The sequence below is a fragment of the Bradyrhizobium sp. IC3123 genome, from assembly GCF_020193625.1.
Lineage (GTDB): Bacteria > Pseudomonadota > Alphaproteobacteria > Rhizobiales > Xanthobacteraceae > Bradyrhizobium > Bradyrhizobium yuanmingense.
The window spans coordinates 591,855-612,164 of record NZ_JADYVF010000001.1 but is presented as its reverse complement, the minus strand read 5'-3'; the positions used below and the strand labels follow the sequence as shown (position 1 = coordinate 612,164).

Annotated in this window: 25 protein-coding genes and 1 pseudogene; 7 read left to right on the top strand and 19 right to left on the bottom strand. The window is 65.5% G+C overall.

Going from position 1 to position 20,310, the window contains the following annotated elements:
* Positions 1-42 precede the first annotated feature (42 nt).
* From I6F20_RS03105 to I6F20_RS03095, 3 genes are all read right to left on the bottom strand, one after another.
* A complete protein-coding gene (locus tag I6F20_RS03105; protein WP_036015211.1) occupies positions 43-792 on the bottom strand; it encodes a hypothetical protein in 750 nt (249 codons plus the stop codon).
* A gap of 144 nt (positions 793-936) precedes the next feature.
* Complete coding sequence (locus I6F20_RS03100; protein ID WP_036015213.1) at positions 937-1,797, bottom strand: alpha/beta fold hydrolase; 861 nt, start codon at positions 1,795-1,797, stop codon at positions 937-939.
* A gap of 343 nt (positions 1,798-2,140) precedes the next feature.
* On the bottom strand, positions 2,141-3,064 hold the full coding sequence (locus I6F20_RS03095) for a division plane positioning ATPase MipZ (protein WP_225125063.1): 924 nt from the start codon (positions 3,062-3,064) through the stop codon (positions 2,141-2,143).
* 282 nt (positions 3,065-3,346) lie between these two features.
* Between I6F20_RS03095 and panC the strand changes: the two genes are divergently transcribed.
* A complete protein-coding gene (gene panC / locus I6F20_RS03090; protein ID WP_109143482.1) occupies positions 3,347-4,198 on the top strand; it encodes a pantoate--beta-alanine ligase in 852 nt (283 codons plus the stop codon).
* On the opposite strand, the gene I6F20_RS03085 is transcribed toward panC, so the two are convergent.
* The 4 genes from I6F20_RS03085 to I6F20_RS03070 all read right to left on the bottom strand — a co-directional run bounded on the left by I6F20_RS03085 (position 4,195) and on the right by I6F20_RS03070 (position 6,978).
* The gene (locus I6F20_RS03085) at positions 4,195-4,635 is read right to left on the bottom strand and encodes a DUF1489 family protein (RefSeq protein ID WP_225125062.1); all 441 of its coding nucleotides are present in this window, start codon (positions 4,633-4,635) and stop codon (positions 4,195-4,197) included. The two genes, panC and I6F20_RS03085, sit on opposite strands and share 4 nt — an antisense overlap.
* 42 nt (positions 4,636-4,677) lie before the next feature.
* Positions 4,678-5,679 carry a hypothetical protein gene (locus tag I6F20_RS03080; protein ID WP_036025621.1) on the bottom strand — a complete coding sequence of 334 codons (1,002 nt, stop codon included), beginning with the start codon at positions 5,677-5,679 and terminating at the stop codon, positions 4,678-4,680.
* A gap of 157 nt (positions 5,680-5,836) precedes the next feature.
* Complete coding sequence (locus tag I6F20_RS03075; RefSeq protein ID WP_085969273.1) at positions 5,837-6,040, bottom strand: hypothetical protein; 204 nt, start codon at positions 6,038-6,040, stop codon at positions 5,837-5,839.
* A gap of 275 nt (positions 6,041-6,315) precedes the next feature.
* Entirely contained in the window at positions 6,316-6,978 is a 663-nt protein-coding gene (locus I6F20_RS03070; protein WP_225125061.1) for a glutathione S-transferase family protein, read from the bottom strand.
* Between the two features lie 71 nt (positions 6,979-7,049).
* Here I6F20_RS03070 and I6F20_RS03065 point away from each other — a divergent pair.
* A pseudogene (locus tag I6F20_RS03065) lies at positions 7,050-7,447 on the top strand (DUF599 domain-containing protein); the annotation flags it as partial.
* 944 nt (positions 7,448-8,391) lie between these two features.
* Here I6F20_RS03065 and tolA read toward each other — a convergent pair.
* The 4 genes from tolA to mgtE all read right to left on the bottom strand — a co-directional run bounded on the left by tolA (position 8,392) and on the right by mgtE (position 12,163).
* On the bottom strand, positions 8,392-9,231 hold the full coding sequence (tolA, locus tag I6F20_RS03060; RefSeq protein ID WP_036013759.1) for a cell envelope integrity protein TolA: 840 nt from the start codon (positions 9,229-9,231) through the stop codon (positions 8,392-8,394).
* Positions 9,232-9,280: 49 nt separating this feature from the next.
* Complete coding sequence (locus I6F20_RS03055; RefSeq protein ID WP_225125059.1) at positions 9,281-10,099, bottom strand: aldo/keto reductase; 819 nt, start codon at positions 10,097-10,099, stop codon at positions 9,281-9,283.
* Positions 10,100-10,247: 148 nt separating this feature from the next.
* A complete protein-coding gene (gene relB, locus I6F20_RS03050; RefSeq protein ID WP_036013755.1) occupies positions 10,248-10,565 on the bottom strand; it encodes a type II toxin-antitoxin system RelB family anti-toxin transcriptional regulator in 318 nt (105 codons plus the stop codon).
* A gap of 176 nt (positions 10,566-10,741) precedes the next feature.
* Entirely contained in the window at positions 10,742-12,163 is a 1,422-nt protein-coding gene (mgtE, locus tag I6F20_RS03045; RefSeq protein WP_225125057.1) for a magnesium transporter, read from the bottom strand.
* Between the two features lie 119 nt (positions 12,164-12,282).
* Here mgtE and I6F20_RS03040 point away from each other — a divergent pair, with 119 nt between their 5' ends.
* Together I6F20_RS03040 and I6F20_RS03035 are read left to right on the top strand one after the other, a co-directional pair.
* Positions 12,283-13,074, top strand: a complete 792-nt coding sequence (locus I6F20_RS03040; protein WP_420887925.1) for a polysaccharide deacetylase family protein — start codon at positions 12,283-12,285, stop codon at positions 13,072-13,074.
* Positions 13,075-13,231: 157 nt separating this feature from the next.
* Entirely contained in the window at positions 13,232-14,572 is a 1,341-nt protein-coding gene (locus tag I6F20_RS03035) for a polysaccharide deacetylase family protein (RefSeq protein ID WP_225125053.1), read from the top strand.
* Positions 14,573-14,676: 104 nt separating this feature from the next.
* Here I6F20_RS03035 and I6F20_RS03030 read toward each other — a convergent pair whose 3' ends face one another.
* Positions 14,677-15,051 (bottom strand): hypothetical protein, encoded by a 375-nt coding sequence (locus I6F20_RS03030; RefSeq protein ID WP_036013747.1) that lies wholly within the window; start codon positions 15,049-15,051, stop codon positions 14,677-14,679.
* A gap of 284 nt (positions 15,052-15,335) precedes the next feature.
* Between I6F20_RS03030 and I6F20_RS03025 the strand changes: the two genes are divergently transcribed.
* Entirely contained in the window at positions 15,336-15,590 is a 255-nt protein-coding gene (locus I6F20_RS03025) for a hypothetical protein (RefSeq protein WP_036045754.1), read from the top strand.
* Positions 15,591-15,612: 22 nt separating this feature from the next.
* Here the strand turns inward: I6F20_RS03025 and I6F20_RS03020 are convergent, their stop codons facing one another.
* The 6 genes from I6F20_RS03020 to I6F20_RS02995 all read right to left on the bottom strand — a co-directional run bounded on the left by I6F20_RS03020 (position 15,613) and on the right by I6F20_RS02995 (position 18,690).
* Entirely contained in the window at positions 15,613-15,801 is a 189-nt protein-coding gene (locus I6F20_RS03020) for a hypothetical protein (RefSeq protein ID WP_225114944.1), read from the bottom strand.
* Positions 15,802-15,811: 10 nt separating this feature from the next.
* Entirely contained in the window at positions 15,812-16,141 is a 330-nt protein-coding gene (locus I6F20_RS03015; protein WP_197947764.1) for a four-helix bundle copper-binding protein, read from the bottom strand.
* A 98-nt stretch (positions 16,142-16,239) separates the two neighbouring features.
* Complete coding sequence (locus I6F20_RS03010) at positions 16,240-17,142, bottom strand: NAD(P)/FAD-dependent oxidoreductase (RefSeq protein WP_225125051.1); 903 nt, start codon at positions 17,140-17,142, stop codon at positions 16,240-16,242.
* Positions 17,139-18,215, bottom strand: a complete 1,077-nt coding sequence (locus tag I6F20_RS03005; RefSeq protein ID WP_225114945.1) for a flavodoxin family protein — start codon at positions 18,213-18,215, stop codon at positions 17,139-17,141. The genes I6F20_RS03010 and I6F20_RS03005 overlap by 4 nt, the downstream gene beginning before the upstream one ends.
* 65 nt (positions 18,216-18,280) lie before the next feature.
* Positions 18,281-18,481, bottom strand: a complete 201-nt coding sequence (locus tag I6F20_RS03000) for a hypothetical protein (RefSeq protein WP_036013732.1) — start codon at positions 18,479-18,481, stop codon at positions 18,281-18,283.
* The gene (locus I6F20_RS02995) at positions 18,481-18,690 is read right to left on the bottom strand and encodes a hypothetical protein (protein WP_036025634.1); all 210 of its coding nucleotides are present in this window, start codon (positions 18,688-18,690) and stop codon (positions 18,481-18,483) included. Before I6F20_RS02995 ends, I6F20_RS03000 begins: the two co-directional genes overlap by 1 nt.
* A 286-nt stretch (positions 18,691-18,976) precedes the next feature.
* Between I6F20_RS02995 and I6F20_RS02990 the strand changes: the two genes are divergently transcribed.
* Complete coding sequence (locus I6F20_RS02990) at positions 18,977-19,261, top strand: hypothetical protein (protein WP_036025635.1); 285 nt, start codon at positions 18,977-18,979, stop codon at positions 19,259-19,261.
* A gap of 19 nt (positions 19,262-19,280) precedes the next feature.
* Here the strand turns inward: I6F20_RS02990 and I6F20_RS02985 are convergent, their stop codons facing one another.
* Positions 19,281-19,481: a hypothetical protein gene (locus I6F20_RS02985; protein ID WP_036025636.1), complete on the bottom strand. Its 201-nt coding sequence runs from the start codon at positions 19,479-19,481 to the stop codon at positions 19,281-19,283.
* A gap of 614 nt (positions 19,482-20,095) precedes the next feature.
* Between I6F20_RS02985 and I6F20_RS02980 the strand changes: the two genes are divergently transcribed.
* On the top strand, positions 20,096-20,290 hold the full coding sequence (locus I6F20_RS02980) for a hypothetical protein (RefSeq protein WP_225125048.1): 195 nt from the start codon (positions 20,096-20,098) through the stop codon (positions 20,288-20,290).
* Positions 20,291-20,310 lie beyond the last annotated feature (20 nt).

The following is a 20,310-nucleotide window of genomic DNA, read 5'->3' as shown; positions in this document are numbered from 1 at the left end:
AAAGCATGGCGCCCAGCGCCGCAAGCCGCACCGGCCGGGCCGCTATTTCATCTGGCTGATCAGCTTCGCCGCGCCACTCACGCTTCCAGCCAGCTTCAACAGCGCCTCACGTCCACCCGCGGCATAGGCCGCAGCTGCCCGCAACAGCTCGCGCAGCTGCGCTGCCGCACCGGGATCGAACCGGCACCAGGCACCGCCAGTCAGCCGCGCCATCTCGCGGAAGGCCTGTTCGGCGACCGCGTCATGGCCCTCCTGAAAGACGAATACGGGCACCTTGAGCATGCCGAGCTCGCCGGCCTTGGCGCAGAGCTCGTCGATGTCTTCCTCCATGGCATCGCCGACGAAGACCACGGCCCGCACGCCGGATGCGACTGCCTCGCGCCTGGCCTCGCTCAGGACCTTGCCGATCTGGGTATCGCCGCCGCGGCAATCGATCTTGCTCATCAGCGTCGCCAGCCTGGCGCTGTCGGAAATCCAAGCCGTGGCTCGGCACTCGTTGAGGCCGCGATAATAGACCAGCCGGATGTCGAGACTGCCGAGCGCTGCGGTCTCGCGAAACATGTCGGCCTGGAGCGCGCAGGCCAAGTCCCAGGTCGGCTGCCGGCTCATGGTCGCATCCAGCGCGAAGATCAGCCGCCCCCTTGCGCCGGGGGCATGCGGCGAGAGGGTCCGCGCCTTGGCAACGAACGCGGCGATGTCTTCCGAGGTCGAGGTTTGCGCTTGCGGCAGCACGCCGTCTGCTCGCGCCGAGACGGCATCGCGGCCGCGCGGTTTGATGGGTTCGCCCGACATCGCAGCTACACCTTGCGTCAGCAGCTAATGTGGTCAGCGCATGCGGCCCGGTCAATGCGCAAAGCCTCCGCGGGCGGGCGCCGGCGGAGGCTTCGACGATTGGTGCAGCCTTGCGACGACGTCAGCTCGGTAAGCTCTTGGACGTCAGCTCTTGGCAGGAGCCATCAGGGCGACCGGGCCCGGCTCCAGGATCTTGGGCGGGGCGGACTGCGTGTCGACCGGTGCGATCTCGCTGTCGGTCGCGCTCAGGAACTTGTCGAGCATGCTCTGGATCGAGCTTTTCGCCACATCCGGACCGGTATCGCGCATGTCGTTGTGCTGGAACTCGGTCTTCACGACCTGAATGCCTGCCTGCTCGCATTCCTCGTCGGTTGGAATTACGCCGGCGTCGGCCTTGAACTGCGGATCCTGGGAGCGGAACGACAGGATCTTGAACTTGCCCGCGGTAACGAAGGGCACGCGCAGATTGTCGAGGGTGACGACCTTCTTGACCTCATCCGGATACTGCTTGGCGAAGTACATGGTGATGTCGCCGCCCATGGAATGGCCGACCATCGTAACCTTGTCGTAATCGGCGTTGGGCTGAACCTTCTTCATCTCGTGCACGGCGAGATGGATGTTGGCGACGCCGCGCAGGATCTGCGGCAGCCGGCCGACATAGAGCTCGCCGGGCTTGGTGACCATCGGAGGATCAGTCGGCAGATCGTGCTGCGGGCTCATGACCATGTAGCCGCGCGCAGCGAAGATGTTGGCGAGGAAGCCGTACTCAGTGTTCTTGACGGTGTTGCCGTGATTGATCACTGCGACGGGCAGCTTGATCATGCCGGCATTGGCCTGCATTTCCTTGTCGCGCCGCACCGCGATTGAAACAGGCACCGGACGGTTATCGCGCGAGGCATCGTAGAATGTGATGGTCTCGTGCTTGATCGCCCACTTGCTCGCCGTGAAATAGGCGATGCCGCAGAGGGCACTGACCGAAACCAGAACGGCAATTCCACGCTTCATTTTCGTCCTCAGCCTCAGGCCTAAGCGGCCTGAATCCCTGTTGAAAATCGTGTTCTCCGGGGCTCTTCGTCCCCTTGTCGCCTATTCCCTAATATATGTCACAGCAGCGTGACAGGAAGGCTAAATGTTGTGAATCGGCAGCCCTTTCATTGTGCGTTGCACTCGTTCGGTGAGCACCCCATTCTCATACCGCTACGTGAGGGTGCAGGTCCCTATTCGACGCAACCGGTCTTGATCGGGTTCGACTCGCGGTAAACGCAGGGTGAAAACGCGCGCGGCGCAGTCCCGGTTCCCGCGCCAGCCGAAGGCCCGGATTGGCCGGGAGTAGCGTTATACCGCGAGGTCAGGCGCCGAGGATATCGTGGACCTCGAGCGGCTTGTCGACCTGGCTGAACCACTCGGCCCGGTTGGCCGCGCGGCGGCGGCCGCGCTCGTCGAGCGGGAGCTTGAGCTGGCGGAGCAGGCTCGTCACCTCCTCCCGCGCAGTGAGATGGCCGAGATTGGGCCGCATGCCGAGCGTGGCCTCGTCGATATCGTCCAGGGCGGTCAGGCCGCGTGGGAAGAATTCGCGGTACACGACGCGCTCGGCGAACCCGTCGACGTAGCGGAAGCCGAGCCGCAGCGACAGATCCTTCAGGCCCTCGGCGACGAGCTGCTTGTTGCGCGAGCCGAGCATGGAAAGGCGGTTGCGCACGACGATCCAGTCTGTGGTTGCGCCGTCGAGCTGGCGTCGCTTGCGCCTGACGTCACGCACCATCTCGGCGTAGTGGCTCTCGCCCGTCACTGCGTAAGTCGCGGGATCGACGGTGCCGAGCACGTCGAAATCGAGGAAGCTGTCGTTGATCGGCGTGACCAGGGTGTCGGCCATCGAATGCGCGAGCCGCATCAGATAGCTGTCGGTGCCGGGCGTATCGATGACGATGAAGTCGAAGCTGCTCTCGACCGCGGAGACGGCTTCCATGAACTGCTGGAACTCGGAATTCTCGTTCTCGGCAATCTGCATGGTCTCGCCGAGCTTGATGCAGCGATGCACCGGCAGCTCGAGGTCGAGCTTGGTACGTTGCGCCCAGGCGGACCGGTTGCCGATGTAGCGCGTGAAGCTCTGCTGGCGACAATCGAGGTCGATGGTGGCGACGCGCTGGCCGGCCTTCAGAAGTGCAACGGCGATGTGCAAGGCCGTGGTCGATTTGCCGGAGCCGCCCTTCTCGTTGCCGAGCACGATCACGTGCGCCGAGCCGGATTGGCCTTGGCTAGCCTGCACAAGCATGGCGATCCTCAACACCCCTTGCGAATATCTTCGAGTTGACCGCGTCAGCGGTCAAGTGAAATGCGTAACAGGAAATGCAAATTGCAACGCGCCGTTCTCACGATGTGTCGCGGCGCCGTCTTTCGTCTGTGATCCAGCCCACAATGTCGCGACGTTCTACGCCGCCTTGCGCGGGATGCTGTGCCGCATCCGGATGCATGGCGTCCACGATCTCCGCTTGTTAAGGTTAGCCGCCGGGCGCGACGCCCCGCACCTGCGCCGCTTCCCAATCGTCGAGTCCCAATGTCAGCAAGCCCATTGATCGCCCGCACGGTCCCCGCCCTGCGACGCGCCGTCGACAATCTCCGCAAGCGAAAGGCCACGATCGCACTGGTCCCGACCATGGGGGCACTCCATGACGGGCATGTGTCGCTGGTTCGCCTCGCCAAGCGGCGCGCCAGCCGCGTCGTGGTGTCGATCTTCGTCAACCCGACCCAGTTCGCTCCGACCGAGGATTTCGGCGCCTATCCGCGCACCTGGAAGGCCGACATCGCCAAGCTCGCGGCCGAGGACGTCGATATCGTCTGGCACCCGGGCGTCGCGGCCATGTATCCGGAGGGGTTTGCCACCCGCATCGCGCCGGAGGGGCCGGCGCTCGCCGGCCTCGAGGACCGCTTCCGCCCGCACTTCTTCGGCGGTGTCGCCACGGTCGTCGGCAAGCTGTTCACGCAAGTCCGGCCGGATGTCGCGATCTTCGGCGAAAAGGATTTCCAGCAATTGCGCGTGGTGACGCAGATGGCGCGCGACCTCGACCTCGGTGTCAAGGTGATCGGCTCCCGCACCGTGCGCGAGCGCGACGGACTCGCGATGTCCTCGCGCAACGTCTACCTCTCGCCCGAGGAGCGCCAGACCGCCATTGTCCTCTACCACGCCATGAGAGAGAGCGCCGGGCGCATCCGTGCCGGCGATTCGATCGCGCCGGCCATGGCCGGCGGTGCGGACATGGTCAAGGCGGCCGGCTTGGTGCTCGACTATTACGAGGTCCGCCATGCCGAGACGCTGGCACCGGTCACCTCGCGCAAGGACGGCCCCTTGCGGATCCTGGTCGCAGCCAAGCTCGGCACCACCCGGCTGATCGACAATATGGCTGTTTAGAGCAGTCCGAGGTCACGCAGCTCGCGCCGCATCGGCTCCGGCATCGCCGCAATCGAGCCGGCCGCTGACTTGCCGAGATCGGCCGGCACGGAATCGTCGGTCAGATAGCGCCAGCCCTGGAACGGGCGCATCGGCCGCGGCGAGACCGAGATCACTTTCGGCTGCATCACGATCCGGCAGCGCCCGATGCCGTCCTTGTCGCGGAACGGCTCGATGCCGATGATCTTTTCGCGCGCGGCGATCTCGCCCTTGATCACCCAGTAGAGCGAGCCGCCGGCGAGGATCTCGGCGTCGCGCTTGGGCACCATGCGGGTGATGTGGACGTGATGTTGCGGCAGACCCTTCTTCTTTGCGGTCTGCATCCGTTCGGCCACCCACTCCTTCAATTCCTTGACGGAGTCGCAGCCGACGGCGAGCTTGATCAGATGGAGTGGCATGCCCAAGCATTAGCCGGGCAACCCAGCATTTGGAATGCCGATCTACTCGTTATCCGCAGGCGCGGGAGCGGCGGTCGAGGCCGGCGGCGGCGCGAGCGGAACCGGCGCCGCAGGCGCACGCGCAGCCTTTTGGGGCGGCGGCTTCTTCGCAGCCGGCGGGCTCGATGCCGGAGGCGCTGCGGCCTGTGCGGAGGCCGCGGCCGGCGCACGCGGTGCTGCCGCCGCATTTGCGGCCGGCGCGGCCTGGCGCGTCGCCGCCGTGGGCTCCGGATTCATGATGCTCACCGGCGGCGTCGAGGACGCGCTCGGGAACTCGGCATTGGTCGGCCTGCCCGTCGGCATTGACGGCGGCAGCCCGGCGAGCGCGGCGTTGGCGGGCATCGCCGCTGCGGCTGCTGCGGGCGCGTTCCAGGTCGGCGCATAGCGCGCGACCAGGGTCTCGTAGAGATGGGAGTCCATGTTGGCGGCAACCTGCTGCTGGTCGGTCAGCGAGCGGAACGCGGCGCAATCGAACTGCGTGCAGCCGTCACGCGCCACCAGCACATGTGCAACGAGACCGTAACGATCCCGCTCGAGCGACTTGCGCAGCACCTTCATGTCGAGGGTCAGGCTCTTCTCCGCCGTGGCGACATCGCCGAGCGCGGTCAGGCGGTCGATCCTGGCGGCGGTGTAGGAGACCGCCGCGGCCGCAGCGTCAGGCGCGCCGAACAGCGCCTTCTCGCAGCCGGCGCCAACGGCATCGCCGGCGAGATCGTCGAGACAGGACAGCGCAGGCAGACTCGCGCTCACCACAGCTTGCGCGCGCGCCTCGGCCGGAGCGGACGGCGCGTCCGGTCCATAGAGACGCACCGTGGCTGCGCCGGCGATCGCGATGGATAGCAGGGTAATGACGGTCAGCGCGCCGTTCGCGACCGATCTGTCGGCGCGCAACAGCGTGATCAGCAGAATCAATCCGAAGAATCCGGCAGCCGCCAGCGTCATCCAAATCGGGAAGGCCGGCGAGAGCCAGATTTGGTCGAGCGAAGTGGCCCATGCCCAGTTCATGCGCGACGTCCCCTCACGCGAGCAAAGAGCGGATGGTCAAGCGAGCACCGCGAGTCGGCAACTGCCCCCGCCCACCCTTGTGAAGGTGAAGCGGGCCTTTTTGACGGCGGCAGAGTACAATTCCCGGGAGGCGCCTATGCACTGACGGCGTCGGCCTTCAGGAGAGCGCGAGCTGGCTTTCCTTGGCGACGCGCTCGAAGGCTTCGGTCGAGCTTTTGATCCGATACTGGCAGTCGTCGCCTTCGGTCGGGAGCAGACGGATGACCTCATACGCGCCGCTCGCAGCCGGACGCGCGACATTGCTGGCCGTGAATAGGACGCGCGTTCCCACGGGGAATTTGTGCTTCAACACCCTCTCCATTACTCAAACAGCGCCCGCCTCGCCCAGTGTCCCACTGCGAGGGCCGGCCGGAAACCCGGGCGGCTGTATAGCACGCGTCCGATGCTTTTGGCCAGCGCCATGCCGGCATGGCCCGCGCACAATTTTTGCAGTTATTTCAGGATGATAACGGGACAGCCGGTGGCGCGATGGTACCGGCGGAGCTGCTTATTCCGCCGACCTGTCGCAGGCCTGTCGCACCCTCCTCCCGATCGGCTGGCGTCCCCGCCTCCGGCCGGCGCCGGTCGGACTGCCGCTCAGGCGTCCTCGAACTTGGCGATGACGAGCGTTTCGGCCAGTCCATCCCGGGTCCATTCCTGGAACGCCGGCAGCGCCATCATGGTCCCCATGTAGGCCCTGGTGTCCGGCGCCACCTCGATCGCGTAGGTGCGGAAGCGGTGCACGACGGGGGCATACATGGCGTCCGCCGCACCGAAGCGGCCGAACAGGAACGGTCCCTGTGCGCCATAGCGGGTGCGGCACTCGCGCCAGATCTCCTCGATGCGCGCGATGTTCGCCTTGGCATCCGCCGACAGCGCCACGGCGCGGATCGGCCGATGCAGGTTCATGCCGCATTCGTTGCGCAGCGCCACAAAGCCGGAATGCATTTCGGCGCATACCGACCTGGCATGCGCGCGCGCGGCGACGTCGTCAGGCCAGAGCTTCGCTTCCGGATAGCGCTCGGCGACGTACTCGATGATGGCAAGCGAATCCCACACGGTGACGTCGCCGTCGACCAGCACGGGCACCTTGCCGGCGCGGCTGAAGGACAGGATCTGCGCCTTGTCGGCGGGATCGTCGGTGTAGAGCGGGATCAGCGTCTCCACGAACGGGATGTCGTTGGCGCGGAGCGCGAGCCAGGGCCGCATCGACCATGACGAGTAGTTCTTGTTGCCGATCGCGAGTTTCAGCGCAGCCATGTCACTGGTCCTTCGTTGAGTCCTGCAGTTGCAGCCGCTTTTAGCGCCATCGCCTGCCGCCAATCAATCGTTGCTCGCCCGCTTTGTGGGAGCTGAAATGCGTCGGCCTCGTGCTGATTTGCGTCTACGCCTTCTTCAAATTCGCCTGGGCCTATCGCCTGTTCAACTATGTCGCGATCCTGTTCGGCGGTATGCCGCCGGCCTCACAGCGCGACACCCCCGAGGCCGAAGCCCACGTCATCCGCACCTCGCGCCTGTTCGAATCCGCCGGCCGCCACTTCAACCGCGGCCAGCGTGCCTTCTTCTTCGCGCTCGGCTATCTCGGCTGGTTCGTCAGCCCCTGGGTGCTGTTCGTGACCACGGCAGCGGTCGTGGTCGTGACCTGGCGGCGGCAGTTCGCGTCCAGCGCCTGGGCCGCGATGGCACCGGGGCGGTGGATGGTGGTGAGGGGATGAAGCGAGGGCATTGAGCCACGTGTCCCGGACAAGCTGCAACGCGTGAAGCGTTGCGGCGCAGAGCCGGGACCCAGCGCCACACGGATTGCTCGGAGGCATGGGCCCCTGCTCTGCAGCGCATCGTCGAACCGGACGATGCTTCGCATCGCCGGGGGGACGCTGCGCTGCGTCCGGGGCACGAGATCGGATCACAGACATGCCTTCGCGATCTCGCGGCTGCTTCGCCCGAGCTTTGCTTCGTCTCGCCGCCCTCAGATGCAAGAGGGCGCAGGGAAGGCCGGGTGCCGGCGGCACCCGCGGTCCGCTGCGCTAGAGCACACGCAGGAAGAACCGCACAGCAGCATACAGGTGAAGCCCAACACACGGCCTTCCCTGCGCGATGGTCGGACGGCTTATGCCGCGCTCTCCCGGGAGCCGAGTTCCCTCTGGCCTCCCTCACTCCCGCGAAAGTCGCCGGCACCGCGCCGGTTGACGCGAGGGCCGCATTCGCCAGAGCTTGGCCGTAGCAACGACGGCCAGGACCACACGGTTTTGCCGTACGCGCGGTTCGTTGGCGCCGCAGGGTTCGACGGCGTTGTGCACGTTGCCATCGAAATGCCGGCGCGACGAACCTGACGGCGCCGCTCGTCCGTACGAAGCCTCGGGCTCACGGAGAGCAATCCGCCCTGCCCTCAGCTCTCGTACACGACGCTGCCGCGTCCACCGCAAGCCCGGCTCGCGACAATGACGACCTCATGATCGCCCCTCGAGATTGAGCCGGGATGGGCGATACATACGCCATTTCCGAATTTCGGTAAAGTGGAATATTTTAGAGCGGGCAGGTTGACAGAGAAGCGAAACACCCTGCTCTCGTAGCCCGGATGGAGCGCGAGCGTAATCCGGGACAATTCGAGCTGCCGGGCGAGCAGCCCCGGATTACGCTTTGCTCATCCGGGCTACACGACTACACCACGACGCGCTATCCGCCGAAATCCTTCGGGCTGAACGGCAGATCCAGCACCTTCCATTCCCCGTACAGATTGGCCGGCAACATCTTGTAGGGTTGGCAGTTCTGCAGCGCGCTCGTTGCGGACTTGACGATGGCCACGCCCTTGGCGGACGGCGGCGCCTCGATCAGGATGGGCTCGCGCGCCAGCGTGCCGTCGGTGGCGAACACGGTGCGCAGCTTGACATGAACGTTGTCGGTCGGTGCGACGCCGGGCGGCAGCTTGGCGCAGCCGCGCAAGTGACGGCGAAGCTCCGCGATGACCTCGGGCGGAAGCTTCGCAGCGATTGAATCGTTGGCATCCCCGCCGTCGTCCTTGGCGCCTTTCGGCTCGACCGGCAATTCGGGCGGCAAGCCCAGCATGACCCCGTACTTGATGGTGACGTCCGGTTGCGGCGTCTGATAGGCCGGCGGCGGCGCGGCCTGCGGCGGCGGCGGCGCGTTGGCCTCACGCTGCTTCGAGGCCTGCGGCTGCTTCTGCTGCGGCTCGGGCGAGGCCTGCTGTGACGGTGATGGTGCTGCCGCCTGCGGCCTGGCCGCAGGCTTCGATGCCTCCGCCTTGTCGGTGATATCCGGCTTCGGCAGCTTCAGATCGGGGAGCGGCTCTGGCGGCTTCGCCTCTTCCTTCTTCTCCTCGGCCTTGGTTTCCTCCTGCTTCACCTGCTCCGGCGTGACGATGTCGACCGCGACGGTTTCGGGCGGCTGGCTATGAAACGGACGGACCTCGCTGATCACGATGATCAGCGCCACCAGCGTCAGATGGGCGATTGCCGAGGCGGCAATGTCCGTCCGTATGATCTTCCCCAGTTCCATCGACCGATCTTGGGTTGCCGCCGCGGTCCTAGCATACCCCGGGTCCCTCTCAATCCCATTTCGGGGCGAAGCCAAAGTCGGTCAGGCGTCCCTTCGGATTGGCGAGCGCGGCGATCCGGTCCATCTCGTTTTCCGACAGCTCGAAATCGAAGATCTCGATGTTCTCCGACAGGCGCTCGATGCGCGAGGTGCGCGGGATCGCAGCGACATTCTGCTGCACCAGCCAGCGCAGGCAGACCTGCGCCGCCGTCTTGCGGTGGACGCGACCGATCTCGGCCAGTGTCTGGTCGGACTTGATGCGGCCCTTGGCGATCGGGCTGTAGGCGACGAGGGCAAGGCCATGCTGGTCGCAGGCCGCCCGTACCTTCGCCTGATCGAGATAGGGGTGATACTCGACCTGGTTGCAGACCAGCGGCTCCGCCGACAGCGCGACCGCCTGCTCGATCAGTGCCACGGTGAAATTGGAAACGCCGATGTGGCGGGTCAGGCCCATCGTCTTTACATGCGACAGCGCGCCCAGCGTCTCCGCGAGCGGCACATGAGGATTGGGCCAGTGCAGCAACAACAGATCGACCGAGGGAAGCCGCAGGCGAGCGAGGCTCTCCTTCACCGAGCGTTCGAGATCATGGGGTGCGAAATGGTTGGTCCAGACCTTGGTGGTGAGGAATACGTCGTCGCGGCGCACGCCGGAGGCGCGCAAGCCGTCGCCGACCTCGCGCTCAGTGTCGTAGACCTGCGCGGTGTCGATATGGCGATAGCCGAGCCGTAACGCCTGCTCGACCACGCGCGCGGCCGGCCTTCCGCTCAGCTCCCAGGTCCCGAGACCGATCGCCGGAATCCTTGCGCCATTGGCCTCGACGAACAGCATGAGGAATCCTCTTCCGTTGCGACAGCCCCAGACGTCATTATGGACCCGGTCGATGATACTGCCAACGGAAGCCGCGGCAGCCAGGCGGGATATTCGATGCAGGCCTAACGGGAGGTTGTGCGTCAGGTCTTGGCGTCAGGTCTTGGCGTCAGGTCTTGGCGAGCGCCTGGAACACCGTGTCGGGGGCATGCGCGATCACCGTGAGCAGTGCGCGGGCCGGGCCGCGCGGGGCGCGTTTGCCCTGCTCCCAGTTGCGGATGGTCTCGACGGGTACGCCGAGCCTGGCGGCGAACTCCATCTGGGTCAGGCAGGCGCGCCGGCGCAGATCGCGCACCGCGAGCGGGCCGGTGTCAGACGGCGCCGCATTGGCCGTCGGCTGAACCGAAAGCGGCTGGACCGGAAATTCCTGCCCATTCCGCAATTCGACGATCCGTCCGTCCGCCTTCAGCCGCAACCGCATGCCCATTCCCCCAAGCAAAGGCGATGATGCGGCAGGTCGCTTAAAGTCGGATTAAAGACGGTTGTCGTCATTCCGGGGCGCGCGAAGCGCGAGCCCGGAATCCATTGTGCAGCGTCGACGCGGACAAATGGATTCCGGGTTCGCGCCAAGTGGCGCGCCCCGGAATGACGATGGGGTGAGACCTACTTCAACCCAAACCAGAGCGTCGCAATCCCGAGGAAGGAGAAGAAGCCGACGACGTCGGTCACGGTGGTCACGAACGTGCCCGACGCCACCGCCGGGTCGGCCCGCACGCGATCCAGCGCCATCGGGATCAGGATGCCGCCGAGCGCGCCGGCCACGAGGTTGCAGACGATGGCGAGCCCGATGACGATGCCGAGGCCCGGGATCTTGAACCAGGCCACCGCGGCGATGCCGGTGATCACGGCGAAGGCGAGGCCGTTGACGAGGCCCACCAGGGCCTCGCGCATCACCACGCGCCAGGCGTTGGAGGAACCGAGCTCGCGCGTCGCCAGCGCCCGCACCGTCACCGTCATGGTCTGGGTCGCGGCATTGCCGCCCTGGCTCGCCACGATCGGCGCCAGCACCGCGAGCGCGACCATCTTCTCCAGCTGGCCCTCGAACAGGCCGAGCACGGAGGACGCCAGGAACGCGGTGGCGAGGTTCACCAGCAGCCAGTTGAAGCGGCCGCGGGCGATGGTGAGGAACGTGTCCGACAGCTCTTCGTCGCTGGTGACACCGCCGAGCGCCTTGAGGTCCTCGTCCGCCTCCTCCTCGATGACGTCGACGACGTCGTCGACGGTGATGACGCCGACGAGGCGATCCTGGGTGTCGAGCACGGGCGCGGCGACGAGATTGTATTTGCCGAACATGCGCGCCACCTCTTCCTGGTCCTCCAGGACGGAGACGCGGCGGCGGTCCTCGTCGGTGAGTTCGGTCAGCGCCACCGGCCGGCGCGTGCGCAGGAGCACGTCGAGCGGCACCGCGCCCTGCCAGTGCTGTTCCTTGTCGACGACGTAGATCTCGTAGAAGCGGTCGGGCAGATCCGGCGTCTCGCGCATGTAGTCGATCGCCTGGCCGACCGTGAAATCCTGGGGCACGGCGATGAACTCGGTCTGCATGCGGCGGCCGGCGGAGTTCTCCGGGTACAGCAGGCTGCGCTCGAGCGCGACGCGCTCCTTGAGTGGCAGCTTCTCCAGGATCTCTTCCTGCTCCTCGGCACCGAGGGTTTCCAAGAGCTCGACCGCATCGTCGGATTCGAGCTCGCGGACGCCCTCGGCGACCGTCTCCGGCGGCAGCTCCTCGAGGATCTCCTCGCGGACGGTCTCATCGACCTCGTTCAGCGCCGAGAAATCGAAATCGCGGCCGGTAAGCTCGACCAGGCGGACGCGGTCGTCGGGCTCGAGGGCGCCGATCAGATCGCCGAGATCGGCCTCGTGCAGCTCCGCGACGCAGGCACGCAGCGCCGCGCTGTCCCCGGCCTCGATCGCACGGGCGACCTCCTCGACGAATTCGTGCCTGATATCGCCGTCTTCATTGCGCATCGGCACGTGGTCGAGTACCGAATCCGCAGCCGATGGGGCAACGTCCAGATGTTCATCCATGGCGCGCCTCGCCGTTTGACAGGTTGGAACCGGTGGTGTGAGCTGAGGCTTCAGGCAATACCCACAAGGCAAAGCCGAGCGCAATGGCAAAGATGCTGCGACTAAGGTGGACCTCGACCATGGCGGGCGCGCTTGTCGCAACCGTCATCGGCAATGCCGCGACCGTCATCGGCGCCGCCGAGACGGAGGCCGCCGAGTGCCCGCGCAAGGACGCGCTCGGCACCTCGCGCGTCCTCAGCGTCGATCCCAAGACCTATCCGCGCGTGGGCCTGAAGAGCTTTCCGCAGACGCTGCCGCTGGCCGATCGCGAGGTCGTGCTGACCTTCGACGACGGGCCGAACCCGCCGACGACGTCGAAAGTGCTGGCGGCGCTGGCACAGGAATGCGTGCGCGCGACCTTTTTCCTGATCGGCCAGCACGCCTCCGAGCACCCGGACATGGTCAAGCGCATCGCCCGCGAGGGCCACACCGTCGGCCATCACTCCTACTCGCATCCGTTCATGGGGCGTATTCCGTTCGAGAAGGCCATGGCCGACATCGACCGGGGCATTGCCGCAGACGAAATGGCGCTACACGGAGTCTCGACGACGACACCCTCGACGCCGTTCTTCCGCTTTCCCTATTTCGAGTCGACCCAAGCGCAGCTCGACCTGCTCCAGTCGCGCGGCATCATTGTGTTCGGGGCCGATTTATGGGCCAGCGACTGGGAGGAGTTGACGCCGGAGCAGCAATTGAAGCTCGTCACCGAGCGTCTGGCCGCGAGCGGAAAGGGCATCATCCTCTTCCACGACAACAAGGCGCGCACGGCCGCAATGATGCCGGCGTTTCTACGGTATCTGAGGGAGAACGACTATCGGGTGGTCCACATCGTCCCGGCGGGCACATCACAGAAGAGCGCCGATACGCGCTGATGCCGGAATGTCACGCCCGGGCAAAATGGGGTGATTTGGGGCCAATTAACACTCTGTTCATGCTACCCCGTGAAGATGAGAGCGGCTGCGGCTGAACCGTTTTGAGCCATCTCCGACCTATCTAGGGCGCCAAATTGCATGGGGGCAGACGAGGTTCATGATCGGAAGTAGCGTTGTTTTGCGGACGCGATCGTGGATCGTCCTCTGTCTGGGAATGCTCACCGCCGGTTCGCCGGCCGCGCTCGCAGCCGACTGTCCCGGCCACCCCGACGCCCTCGGCACCTCCCGCACCCTCGTTGTCGATCCGCGCGAACATCCGCTGATCGGCACCATGCAGTACCGCGAGACGCTGCCGCTGAAGGACCATGAGGTCGTCCTGACCTTCGACGATGGTCCGATCCCGAAATATTCGAACCAGGTGCTCAAGATCCTCGCCGACGAATGCATCAAGGCGACCTTCTTCATCGTCGGCAACCAGGCCAAGGCCAATCCGGAAGGCGTGCGCAAGCTGGTCGCGGCGGGCCATACCGTCGGCACGCACAGCATGGACCATCCGCTGACCTTCGACCGGATGCCGATCGAGAAGGCCGAGGCGGAGATCAATGGCGGCATCGAATGGACCGCGGCCGCGATGACCGATCCGTCGCAGCTCGCCCCGTTCTTCCGCATTCCCGGACTGATGCGCGCCGAGGGCATCGAGAACCATCTGATTGCGCGCGGCCTCCAGGTCTGGAGCGCCGACTTCCCGGCCGACGATTGGCGGCACGTGTCGTCCGACCGCGTCTACCAGCTCGCGATCCAGCGGCTGGAGGCCAAGGGCAAGGGCATCCTGCTGCTGCACGACATTCAGGCCCGCACGGTGGCGGCACTGCCCAAGATCATCCGCGACCTCAAGGCGCGCGGCTATCGCATCGTGCATGTGGTGCCCGCCACGGCCGAGCGGCCGGCGACGCCGACCACGCCGGTCGAATGGCTGCTGCATCCGCCAACCGAGACGACGCCGATCGCGCGCTGGCCGCGCGTGCCGCATTTCGTGTTCACGCAGACCAGGACGCTGCCGGCCCCCGCGCTCGCGGACCTCAATGCGCAGGCCGAACATCAATCGCTGCTGCCGCGCCGGAGCAAGGGCCAGATCGACCTCGCATCCACCCTGCCCGTCCCGGGTCGCGATCTGTTCGCGATTCCGGAAGGCTCGGTCGAGGTGCTGATGTCGACGACCTCATCGCGGCGCGCCGCGACCCGGCTCGCCATGGCGGCCGAGAGGCCACATCCGGCCAAGGACAAGGCAGCACAGGGCAGAGGCGCGAAGGGCAAGACAGCCAAGCTGCATGGGCGGCGTACCGCCCAGGCGGCGCCGGCTGCAGCGGATCACGCCGCGCAGCCCGTCGACATCGTACCCAAGAGTACCGCAGCGAAGAGCGCCGCGGCCAATGGCGCGGCCTCCAAGGGCGTGCCGCCCCGTCCGACCCGCGTCGCCAGCCTGAAAAAGCGCGCCTAAAGCGCGATGAGATTAGGATGAATCATCATCGCGCTTTAGGTTGTTGTTTATGCATGATCTTTTCGGAAAACCGCTTCGCACTTTTCCGGATCATGCTTTAGCTGCTATTGCCGCATGATGGCGGCGACGCAGAGCAGCACGATCAGCGCCAGGAAGAACAGGTCCATGTAGGACTTGAGCTCGCCGTCCCGCCGCAGCCGCGCGACGTCGGTGATCACCTGCTTGCGCGCGGTGGTGCTGCCCGAACCGTCGTTGATCGGAGCCTGAAGGCGCTTGGTCTCGGCCTCCAGCTTCTCGATCTTCTGGAAGAAGTAGAACGCCCGCAGCGTCGAGGCCGCGCGCATGGCGGCATAGACCAGCACCAGGATCGCCAGGATCGCCCGGTTCGGATACTTTTCCATGAAGTTCAAGCTGAAATAGACCACCGCCATGAAGGCGAAATTGGTGAGGAAGCGGTAGACGAAACTGAGAAAAACCATGCTGGCTCGAACCTTGAGGGGGTCGCAACCCCATGGTGTTGCGACGTGCGGGATCGGGACCCAGACCGGAACGGCGAGCCTGGATACGGCCCGTCTACGCCAAGTTTGTTTCAACAAAGATACTGCCGCCCCCGCAACTAGCCGCCTTTTAGCCTGAGGCGGCCATAAGGCAAGCCGGAGCATGGCCCATGGCCTCGCGCGCGCGAACGGCCCGCAACGGCTCGATGGCGATTTGGCCGAAGGCGCGGTAAACTGTGACCGTCACCAGATGTGGGATTCTTCCGATGAAGAAGGGAATCACGGGCCACGACGACTGGGTTCTGACCGAGGCACTCGCGACCGCCCTGGTCGCGCTGGAGCAGCTCGAACCGAAGCACCAGCCGAACGCGCATATGGAAGACATCCGCAAGCTGCTCGCGAACGGCAAGGAGCCGGCAGCGGTGAGCCTGCATCTTGCGCAGGCCAAATGCCGTCTGTTTCCCGAGCTCGACCCGCTGCAGATCTACCGGGAATACGGCATCGGCGAGGAGTATGGCTGAGGCCGCCGGTCGACGATCGAGCTCAAGGCCCGCCGGCGACCGATCCTGCGATCACCATGACAAGCGCGCCGAGGTCGATCTTGCCGTTGACCGTCAGCTCCTCCGAGGCCGCTCCGTCTCCCGCGCCCTGCACCTTCAGCGATTGCGGCCGGTCGGCGGCCTGACGCTGCAATTCGCCGACGATCGCTTCCTTGAGTTTCTCTTCCAGCATGGGCACCTCCTCAAGCCGCCATCGCGCGGCAGGATTGGGCGCAGGAGCGGCACGTCGCGACGCATTCGTCCATGCCGCCGATCCGGGCGCAATCCTCGGCACATTCGGTGCAGATTTCGGCGCACTCACCGCAGGTGTGCTTATGATGCGGCGTGTTGATCAGCATGAAGTGCGCGGCGGTCCGGCACATTTCGGCGCAGGCCATCATCAGGCGGAAATGCTTCGGCTCAACATGCTTGCCGCCGGTCTCGAGGCAATGGTTCATCGCCGTGCCGAGACATGTCTGGTAGCAGCTCATGCAAAGCGCGATGCAGCGGGTCATGTCTTCGGATTGAGCCATCGGTTGTCTCCAGTTGCGCGCCCCGCTCCGCTCGACCAAAGCGGGGCAACGCGCTTCGTTCCCGGTTCCAGTCGATTGTGAGGCTCACCGCCGTCCCATCACGCAAATCGCGGCGGCAGGCTGTTGTGGATCGTGCAGGCCGCGATGGCCGCGTGGCCGAACGCGACCGAGATCTGGTGCAGGTCGGTGACGACGTCGCCGATTCCGTAGAGCCTGGCGATCGACGTGCGCTGGTGATCGTCGACCTTCAAATGACCGTCCGCAGTGTGGTCGGCGCCCAGCGCCATCGCGAGCTGGGAGCGGACCTCCGCGCCCATCGCAGGATAGACGATGTCGAATTGCGCGGTACGTCCGTCGGCGAAATCCGCTTCAACGCCGCCGCCTCGCCGCGCCAGGCGCAGCTCGGGCGCGAACACGATTCCGACGCCCGCCTCGGACAGCTCCGACGTTGCGGCCTTCGCGTCGTCCGCGCCGGTCGCAAGCAGCGTCACGTCGCGCGCATAGCCACGCAGAAAGAGCGCCTTTGCGGCGGCACGATCCAGCGGCCCGACGACGCCAATGCGGCGGCCGGTGGCCTCGAAGGCGTCGCAGATCGGGCAGTAGCGCAGGAGTCCGTCCGCGACCGCCGCGCGCCACTCCGCGAATGGCGGATGAGTATCGACGATCCCGCAGGCGAGAATGACCGTGGCGGCCGCATGCGCGCGGCCATTCCAGCTCGCTTCAAAGCCGTGTTCGTGACGCTGCAACGCCGTGACCTCGGCCTCCACGCGTGTGACGGCGAGCTCGTTCAGCTGGGCCGACATCCGCTCGATCAGTTCCGCGCCGGACAGGCCGTGGACGAAGCCGGGGACATTGTGGCTGCGCGGGATCAGGGCCGCCCGGCTCGCGCCGGCGTCCACGACGCAGACGCGGCGGCGGAAGCGCGCCAGATAGATCGCGGCCATCAGTCCCGCCGGCCCGCCTCCGACGATCAGGCATTCAAGGGGTGGCGCGCCGGTCATTTGGGGTTCGGGTCCGCAAGACCGGCGCCGGGCTCATCGAGGCGCCCGCTTCGCGCGAGCCGGACGGCATTGCCGAGCGCGCGCGCCGCATTCTGCACTTCCTGCTGGAATTCGCGGTCCTCGTCGAGCTCACGATGGGATGTGGCGTATGGCTCGTCGTAGCCGACATAACCGTCGAGCTCGGCGTAGCGCCCTGCCGAGATCAGCTGCATGTCGGTCAGCCAGTCGGACAAGGCCCGTCGCACGCCCTCGGCGCCGACCGCATCGCCGTGAACGACGAGGCCGAAATGGCGGCCGGCGAGATGACGCGGATAGGGCCAGCCCTTCAGCTCGATCGCCTTGGCTTCCGCGGCGTTCTTGCCGTGGGTCGAGGTCGGATCGGGATTGCCGCCGTCGGCGCAGACCATGCGGTCCATCATCGCCTTGAGACCGGCAGGCACGTGATACCAGTTCACGGGCGCCACGATCAGAATGCCGTGGGCGGCAACCCAGAGCGGATAGATCTCGTTCATCCAGTCGTGGGTCTGGCCCAGCGAGTAGTTCGGATAGCAGCTGCACGGCCAGTGGCACAGCGGCATGGCGGTGCCGACGCAGGACTTGCAGGGATGAATGGTTTTGCCGAATTCCGAAGCGAGGCGCGACAGATCGAGGATGTCGACGGCAAATCCCATCTCGATGAAGACGGGCTCGGCCAGCTTGACCAGCCGCCAGGTCTTGGACATCTCGCCGGGACAGGTGTGCTCGCTGCGGGCCGAGCCGTTGATGATCAGGATGCGCGGCGTCTCGTCGGCATCGTCGTGGCGACGCTGCGCCTCCAGGATTTTTGAGCGCGCATCGAGCCAGTCGACGGCGAGATCGTAGTCCGGGTCGGAAAAGCCTGCACCGGCCTTCCGCGTCAACGGTGCCTTGCGCGAATGGCTGTAGGCGTCCCAGGCCGCAGCGATGATGGCATCGAGCTCGCGCCCAAGCGGAGCAAAGGCGGGATCGACGAACTGACGCTTGTAGCGCCGCTCGAACTCCTCACGCGACAGCTTGACGGGCGGCATCCCCTTGCGAATGTCGGCGTCCGTCATGCTGGCTCCTGGCGAAGTCGAATCCCTCCGACCCAACCCGGCGCCCAGCGCGCGGTTCCCAAGCCTTACTGGCGAACAAGCTCCTGCGGCGCATCGAATTTGGCGATCCGTTGATCGAGCCGCCACAGCTCGATGCGATGCACCAGGACGAGCGAGGCGGCTTCGCGCTTGGCCTGCTCGTCGTCGTCGCAGACGAGGTTGATGCATCCGAACACGTGCCCGTCCGGATCGATTTGGAACGCGCGGTAGTGCTTGATACTTGCCACTATAGGTGTCCTCGCCTTGGAGCGACGGGTGCGCTGAGCCAATCCGTGAGGTTCGAGGTCACTTCGTTCTGCTTGGCGCGACGCAGCAGCATCTCGCGTTCCCTGCCGGGCGGCAAGTTGCGGGCGCGCTCGCGCGCGCTTTCGGCAAAAGCGGCCAGTCGCTCCTGAAGCGTTTGGGTCTGTTTCCTGCGGTTACGTTTGGCGGTCATTTTTACTTTTGAACTTTCGTGGACAATTCGGTTGGAAGGAAATCGGCCCCGGCGGGGGATCGGGCGCCGGGGCCCAGGTTCTCTTGTCACTCAAGTCGCTTGCCGGTCGAGGCGGCTCGGCCCGGCAACGATCGCAGCTTCCGTCGCAACAGCCGGTTCCGGCATTTCAATAAGTTAACGCTGCGCGATTTTGCGCAAAGCACAACCGCAGGACCGATCGGTTTGGACTGCGCCGGAACCGAAATGCTGATTCGTATGTTCAAGGACGACTTGAAGGAGGATCATCATGGCAAGAGCAGCATGGAAACGACCGGGCTCACCGATCGGCCGCAAAGGACCGCGCAAGGCAAATCCCGCCTACAAGCGCCGCGCGCGCGAGCCGTGGACAGCGGCGGATGTAAGCAAGCTGAAGCAGCTTGCGAAAGGCAACACGCCGACCGGCGTGATGAGCATCAAGCTGCAGCGCCCCGTCACGGCCATTCGCAGCAAGGCGCAACGCGAGGGAATATCGCTGCGGCCGGTCAACCGCTCCCCGTACAATCGGCGAAGCAAGGCCGCGAAGCGGCGCTGACGACGCGCATCGCGCCGGGCTAGCTTGGCGGCTGCAGGCCCGGCGACCTCAGCCACTCGCTCATCTGAGACCCCGTTTCCGCCTGACGCGCCTTGCGCAGGACTTCGTCGCGCGCCGCGCCGGGCGGAAGCAAGCTGGCCTGTTCGCGTAGCCGCTCCGCCTCGGCGGCGAGCCGCGCTTCCAGAGTGTCGACTTGCTTGAATCGATGTCGCGTCCTCATCAGGCGTCCTCCTGGTGCATGAGGTCGATCGCGCCGTTGCGTTCCGACGGGTATTGATGCCAGGCTGCACAGCCTGGCCAACGATCTAACGTTCCAGAAAGGGAACGGTTGCCTGTTTGGGGAAAAAGACCGGAGTTACGATTCCTCGTTGTCCCGGCGCGCCCTGATCTCGGAGCGAAGCATGGCGCTGTCCATAATGGCCAAACGTAAATCGTTCACGGTGTCGCCGTAGCGGCCCGCAACTTGTCTATGCTGCTCCCGGAGGGCTCGGCTCTCTTCGATAGCGCGCGTAGCGCGGGCAAACAGCGTGTCTGGCATCAGGCATCATGCAACAGAGCTCGCGAGCGCGCACTTGCATAGGTTACTCAAATGGGGCCAACGGCTCAAAAAGCGTCGCCGCTTAACCTGGATCAAGTCGCCACAACCCGCCAGACCGCCCTCAACCACGTACCGGTAGCCCGGAACAGGAATCGGTCGATAGGTCCTCGATTTCCTTAGCTGAAACGCCACAGCGGGTGTACGGTGATCTCATCACTGGCTGTGGCTCTGCCCGTAGGCGCCGGTGGCTGAGAGACCGATGGTGCTCCCGCCTGCATGACCCGGGGGAGCGCCTGATGGCGAAGCCGACTCGTTATCCATTGCAGTCCGATGAGAAGCACGTGGAGCAGGTTCGCAAGGCGATCCGTGAATCGCTGGAGGTATTGACGCTTCCTCGACCGGATACGTTTCTGGGCCGGAAAACTCACGAGCCCTTTCCAAGTGAAGACGATGATGATGTGCAGGACGGACAGCGCCCCAAACAGGCGTGATTGCGAGCAGGACGACATCC

What these genes read in the sequence shown, in the direction of transcription:
- I6F20_RS03105 (WP_036015211.1), bottom strand. Translation starts at nt 792, where the DNA reads ATGTCGGGCGAACCCATCAAACCGCGCGGCCGCGATGCCGTCTCGGCG.
- I6F20_RS03100 (WP_036015213.1), bottom strand. Translation starts at nt 1,797, where the DNA reads ATGAAGCGTGGAATTGCCGTTCTGGTTTCGGTCAGTGCCCTCTGCGGC.
- I6F20_RS03095 (WP_225125063.1), bottom strand. Translation starts at nt 3,064, where the DNA reads ATGCTTGTGCAGGCTAGCCAAGGCCAATCCGGCTCGGCGCACGTGATC.
- panC (WP_109143482.1), top strand. Translation starts at nt 3,347, where the DNA reads ATGTCAGCAAGCCCATTGATCGCCCGCACGGTCCCCGCCCTGCGACGC.
- I6F20_RS03085 (WP_225125062.1), bottom strand. Translation starts at nt 4,635, where the DNA reads ATGCCACTCCATCTGATCAAGCTCGCCGTCGGCTGCGACTCCGTCAAG.
- I6F20_RS03080 (WP_036025621.1), bottom strand. Translation starts at nt 5,679, where the DNA reads ATGAACTGGGCATGGGCCACTTCGCTCGACCAAATCTGGCTCTCGCCG.
- I6F20_RS03075 (WP_085969273.1), bottom strand. Translation starts at nt 6,040, where the DNA reads ATGGAGAGGGTGTTGAAGCACAAATTCCCCGTGGGAACGCGCGTCCTA.
- I6F20_RS03070 (WP_225125061.1), bottom strand. Translation starts at nt 6,978, where the DNA reads ATGGCTGCGCTGAAACTCGCGATCGGCAACAAGAACTACTCGTCATGG.
- tolA (WP_036013759.1), bottom strand. Translation starts at nt 9,231, where the DNA reads ATGGAACTGGGGAAGATCATACGGACGGACATTGCCGCCTCGGCAATC.
- I6F20_RS03055 (WP_225125059.1), bottom strand. Translation starts at nt 10,099, where the DNA reads ATGCTGTTCGTCGAGGCCAATGGCGCAAGGATTCCGGCGATCGGTCTC.
- relB (WP_036013755.1), bottom strand. Translation starts at nt 10,565, where the DNA reads ATGGGCATGCGGTTGCGGCTGAAGGCGGACGGACGGATCGTCGAATTG.
- mgtE (WP_225125057.1), bottom strand. Translation starts at nt 12,163, where the DNA reads ATGGATGAACATCTGGACGTTGCCCCATCGGCTGCGGATTCGGTACTC.
- I6F20_RS03040 (WP_420887925.1), top strand. Translation starts at nt 12,283, where the DNA reads ATGGCGGGCGCGCTTGTCGCAACCGTCATCGGCAATGCCGCGACCGTC.
- I6F20_RS03035 (WP_225125053.1), top strand. Translation starts at nt 13,232, where the DNA reads ATGATCGGAAGTAGCGTTGTTTTGCGGACGCGATCGTGGATCGTCCTC.
- I6F20_RS03030 (WP_036013747.1), bottom strand. Translation starts at nt 15,051, where the DNA reads ATGGTTTTTCTCAGTTTCGTCTACCGCTTCCTCACCAATTTCGCCTTC.
- I6F20_RS03025 (WP_036045754.1), top strand. Translation starts at nt 15,336, where the DNA reads ATGAAGAAGGGAATCACGGGCCACGACGACTGGGTTCTGACCGAGGCA.
- I6F20_RS03020 (WP_225114944.1), bottom strand. Translation starts at nt 15,801, where the DNA reads ATGCTGGAAGAGAAACTCAAGGAAGCGATCGTCGGCGAATTGCAGCGT.
- I6F20_RS03015 (WP_197947764.1), bottom strand. Translation starts at nt 16,141, where the DNA reads ATGGCTCAATCCGAAGACATGACCCGCTGCATCGCGCTTTGCATGAGC.
- I6F20_RS03010 (WP_225125051.1), bottom strand. Translation starts at nt 17,142, where the DNA reads ATGACCGGCGCGCCACCCCTTGAATGCCTGATCGTCGGAGGCGGGCCG.
- I6F20_RS03005 (WP_225114945.1), bottom strand. Translation starts at nt 18,215, where the DNA reads ATGACGGACGCCGACATTCGCAAGGGGATGCCGCCCGTCAAGCTGTCG.
- I6F20_RS02995 (WP_036025634.1), bottom strand. Translation starts at nt 18,690, where the DNA reads ATGACCGCCAAACGTAACCGCAGGAAACAGACCCAAACGCTTCAGGAG.
- I6F20_RS02990 (WP_036025635.1), top strand. Translation starts at nt 18,977, where the DNA reads ATGGCAAGAGCAGCATGGAAACGACCGGGCTCACCGATCGGCCGCAAA.
- I6F20_RS02985 (WP_036025636.1), bottom strand. Translation starts at nt 19,481, where the DNA reads ATGAGGACGCGACATCGATTCAAGCAAGTCGACACTCTGGAAGCGCGG.
- I6F20_RS02980 (WP_225125048.1), top strand. Translation starts at nt 20,096, where the DNA reads ATGGCGAAGCCGACTCGTTATCCATTGCAGTCCGATGAGAAGCACGTG.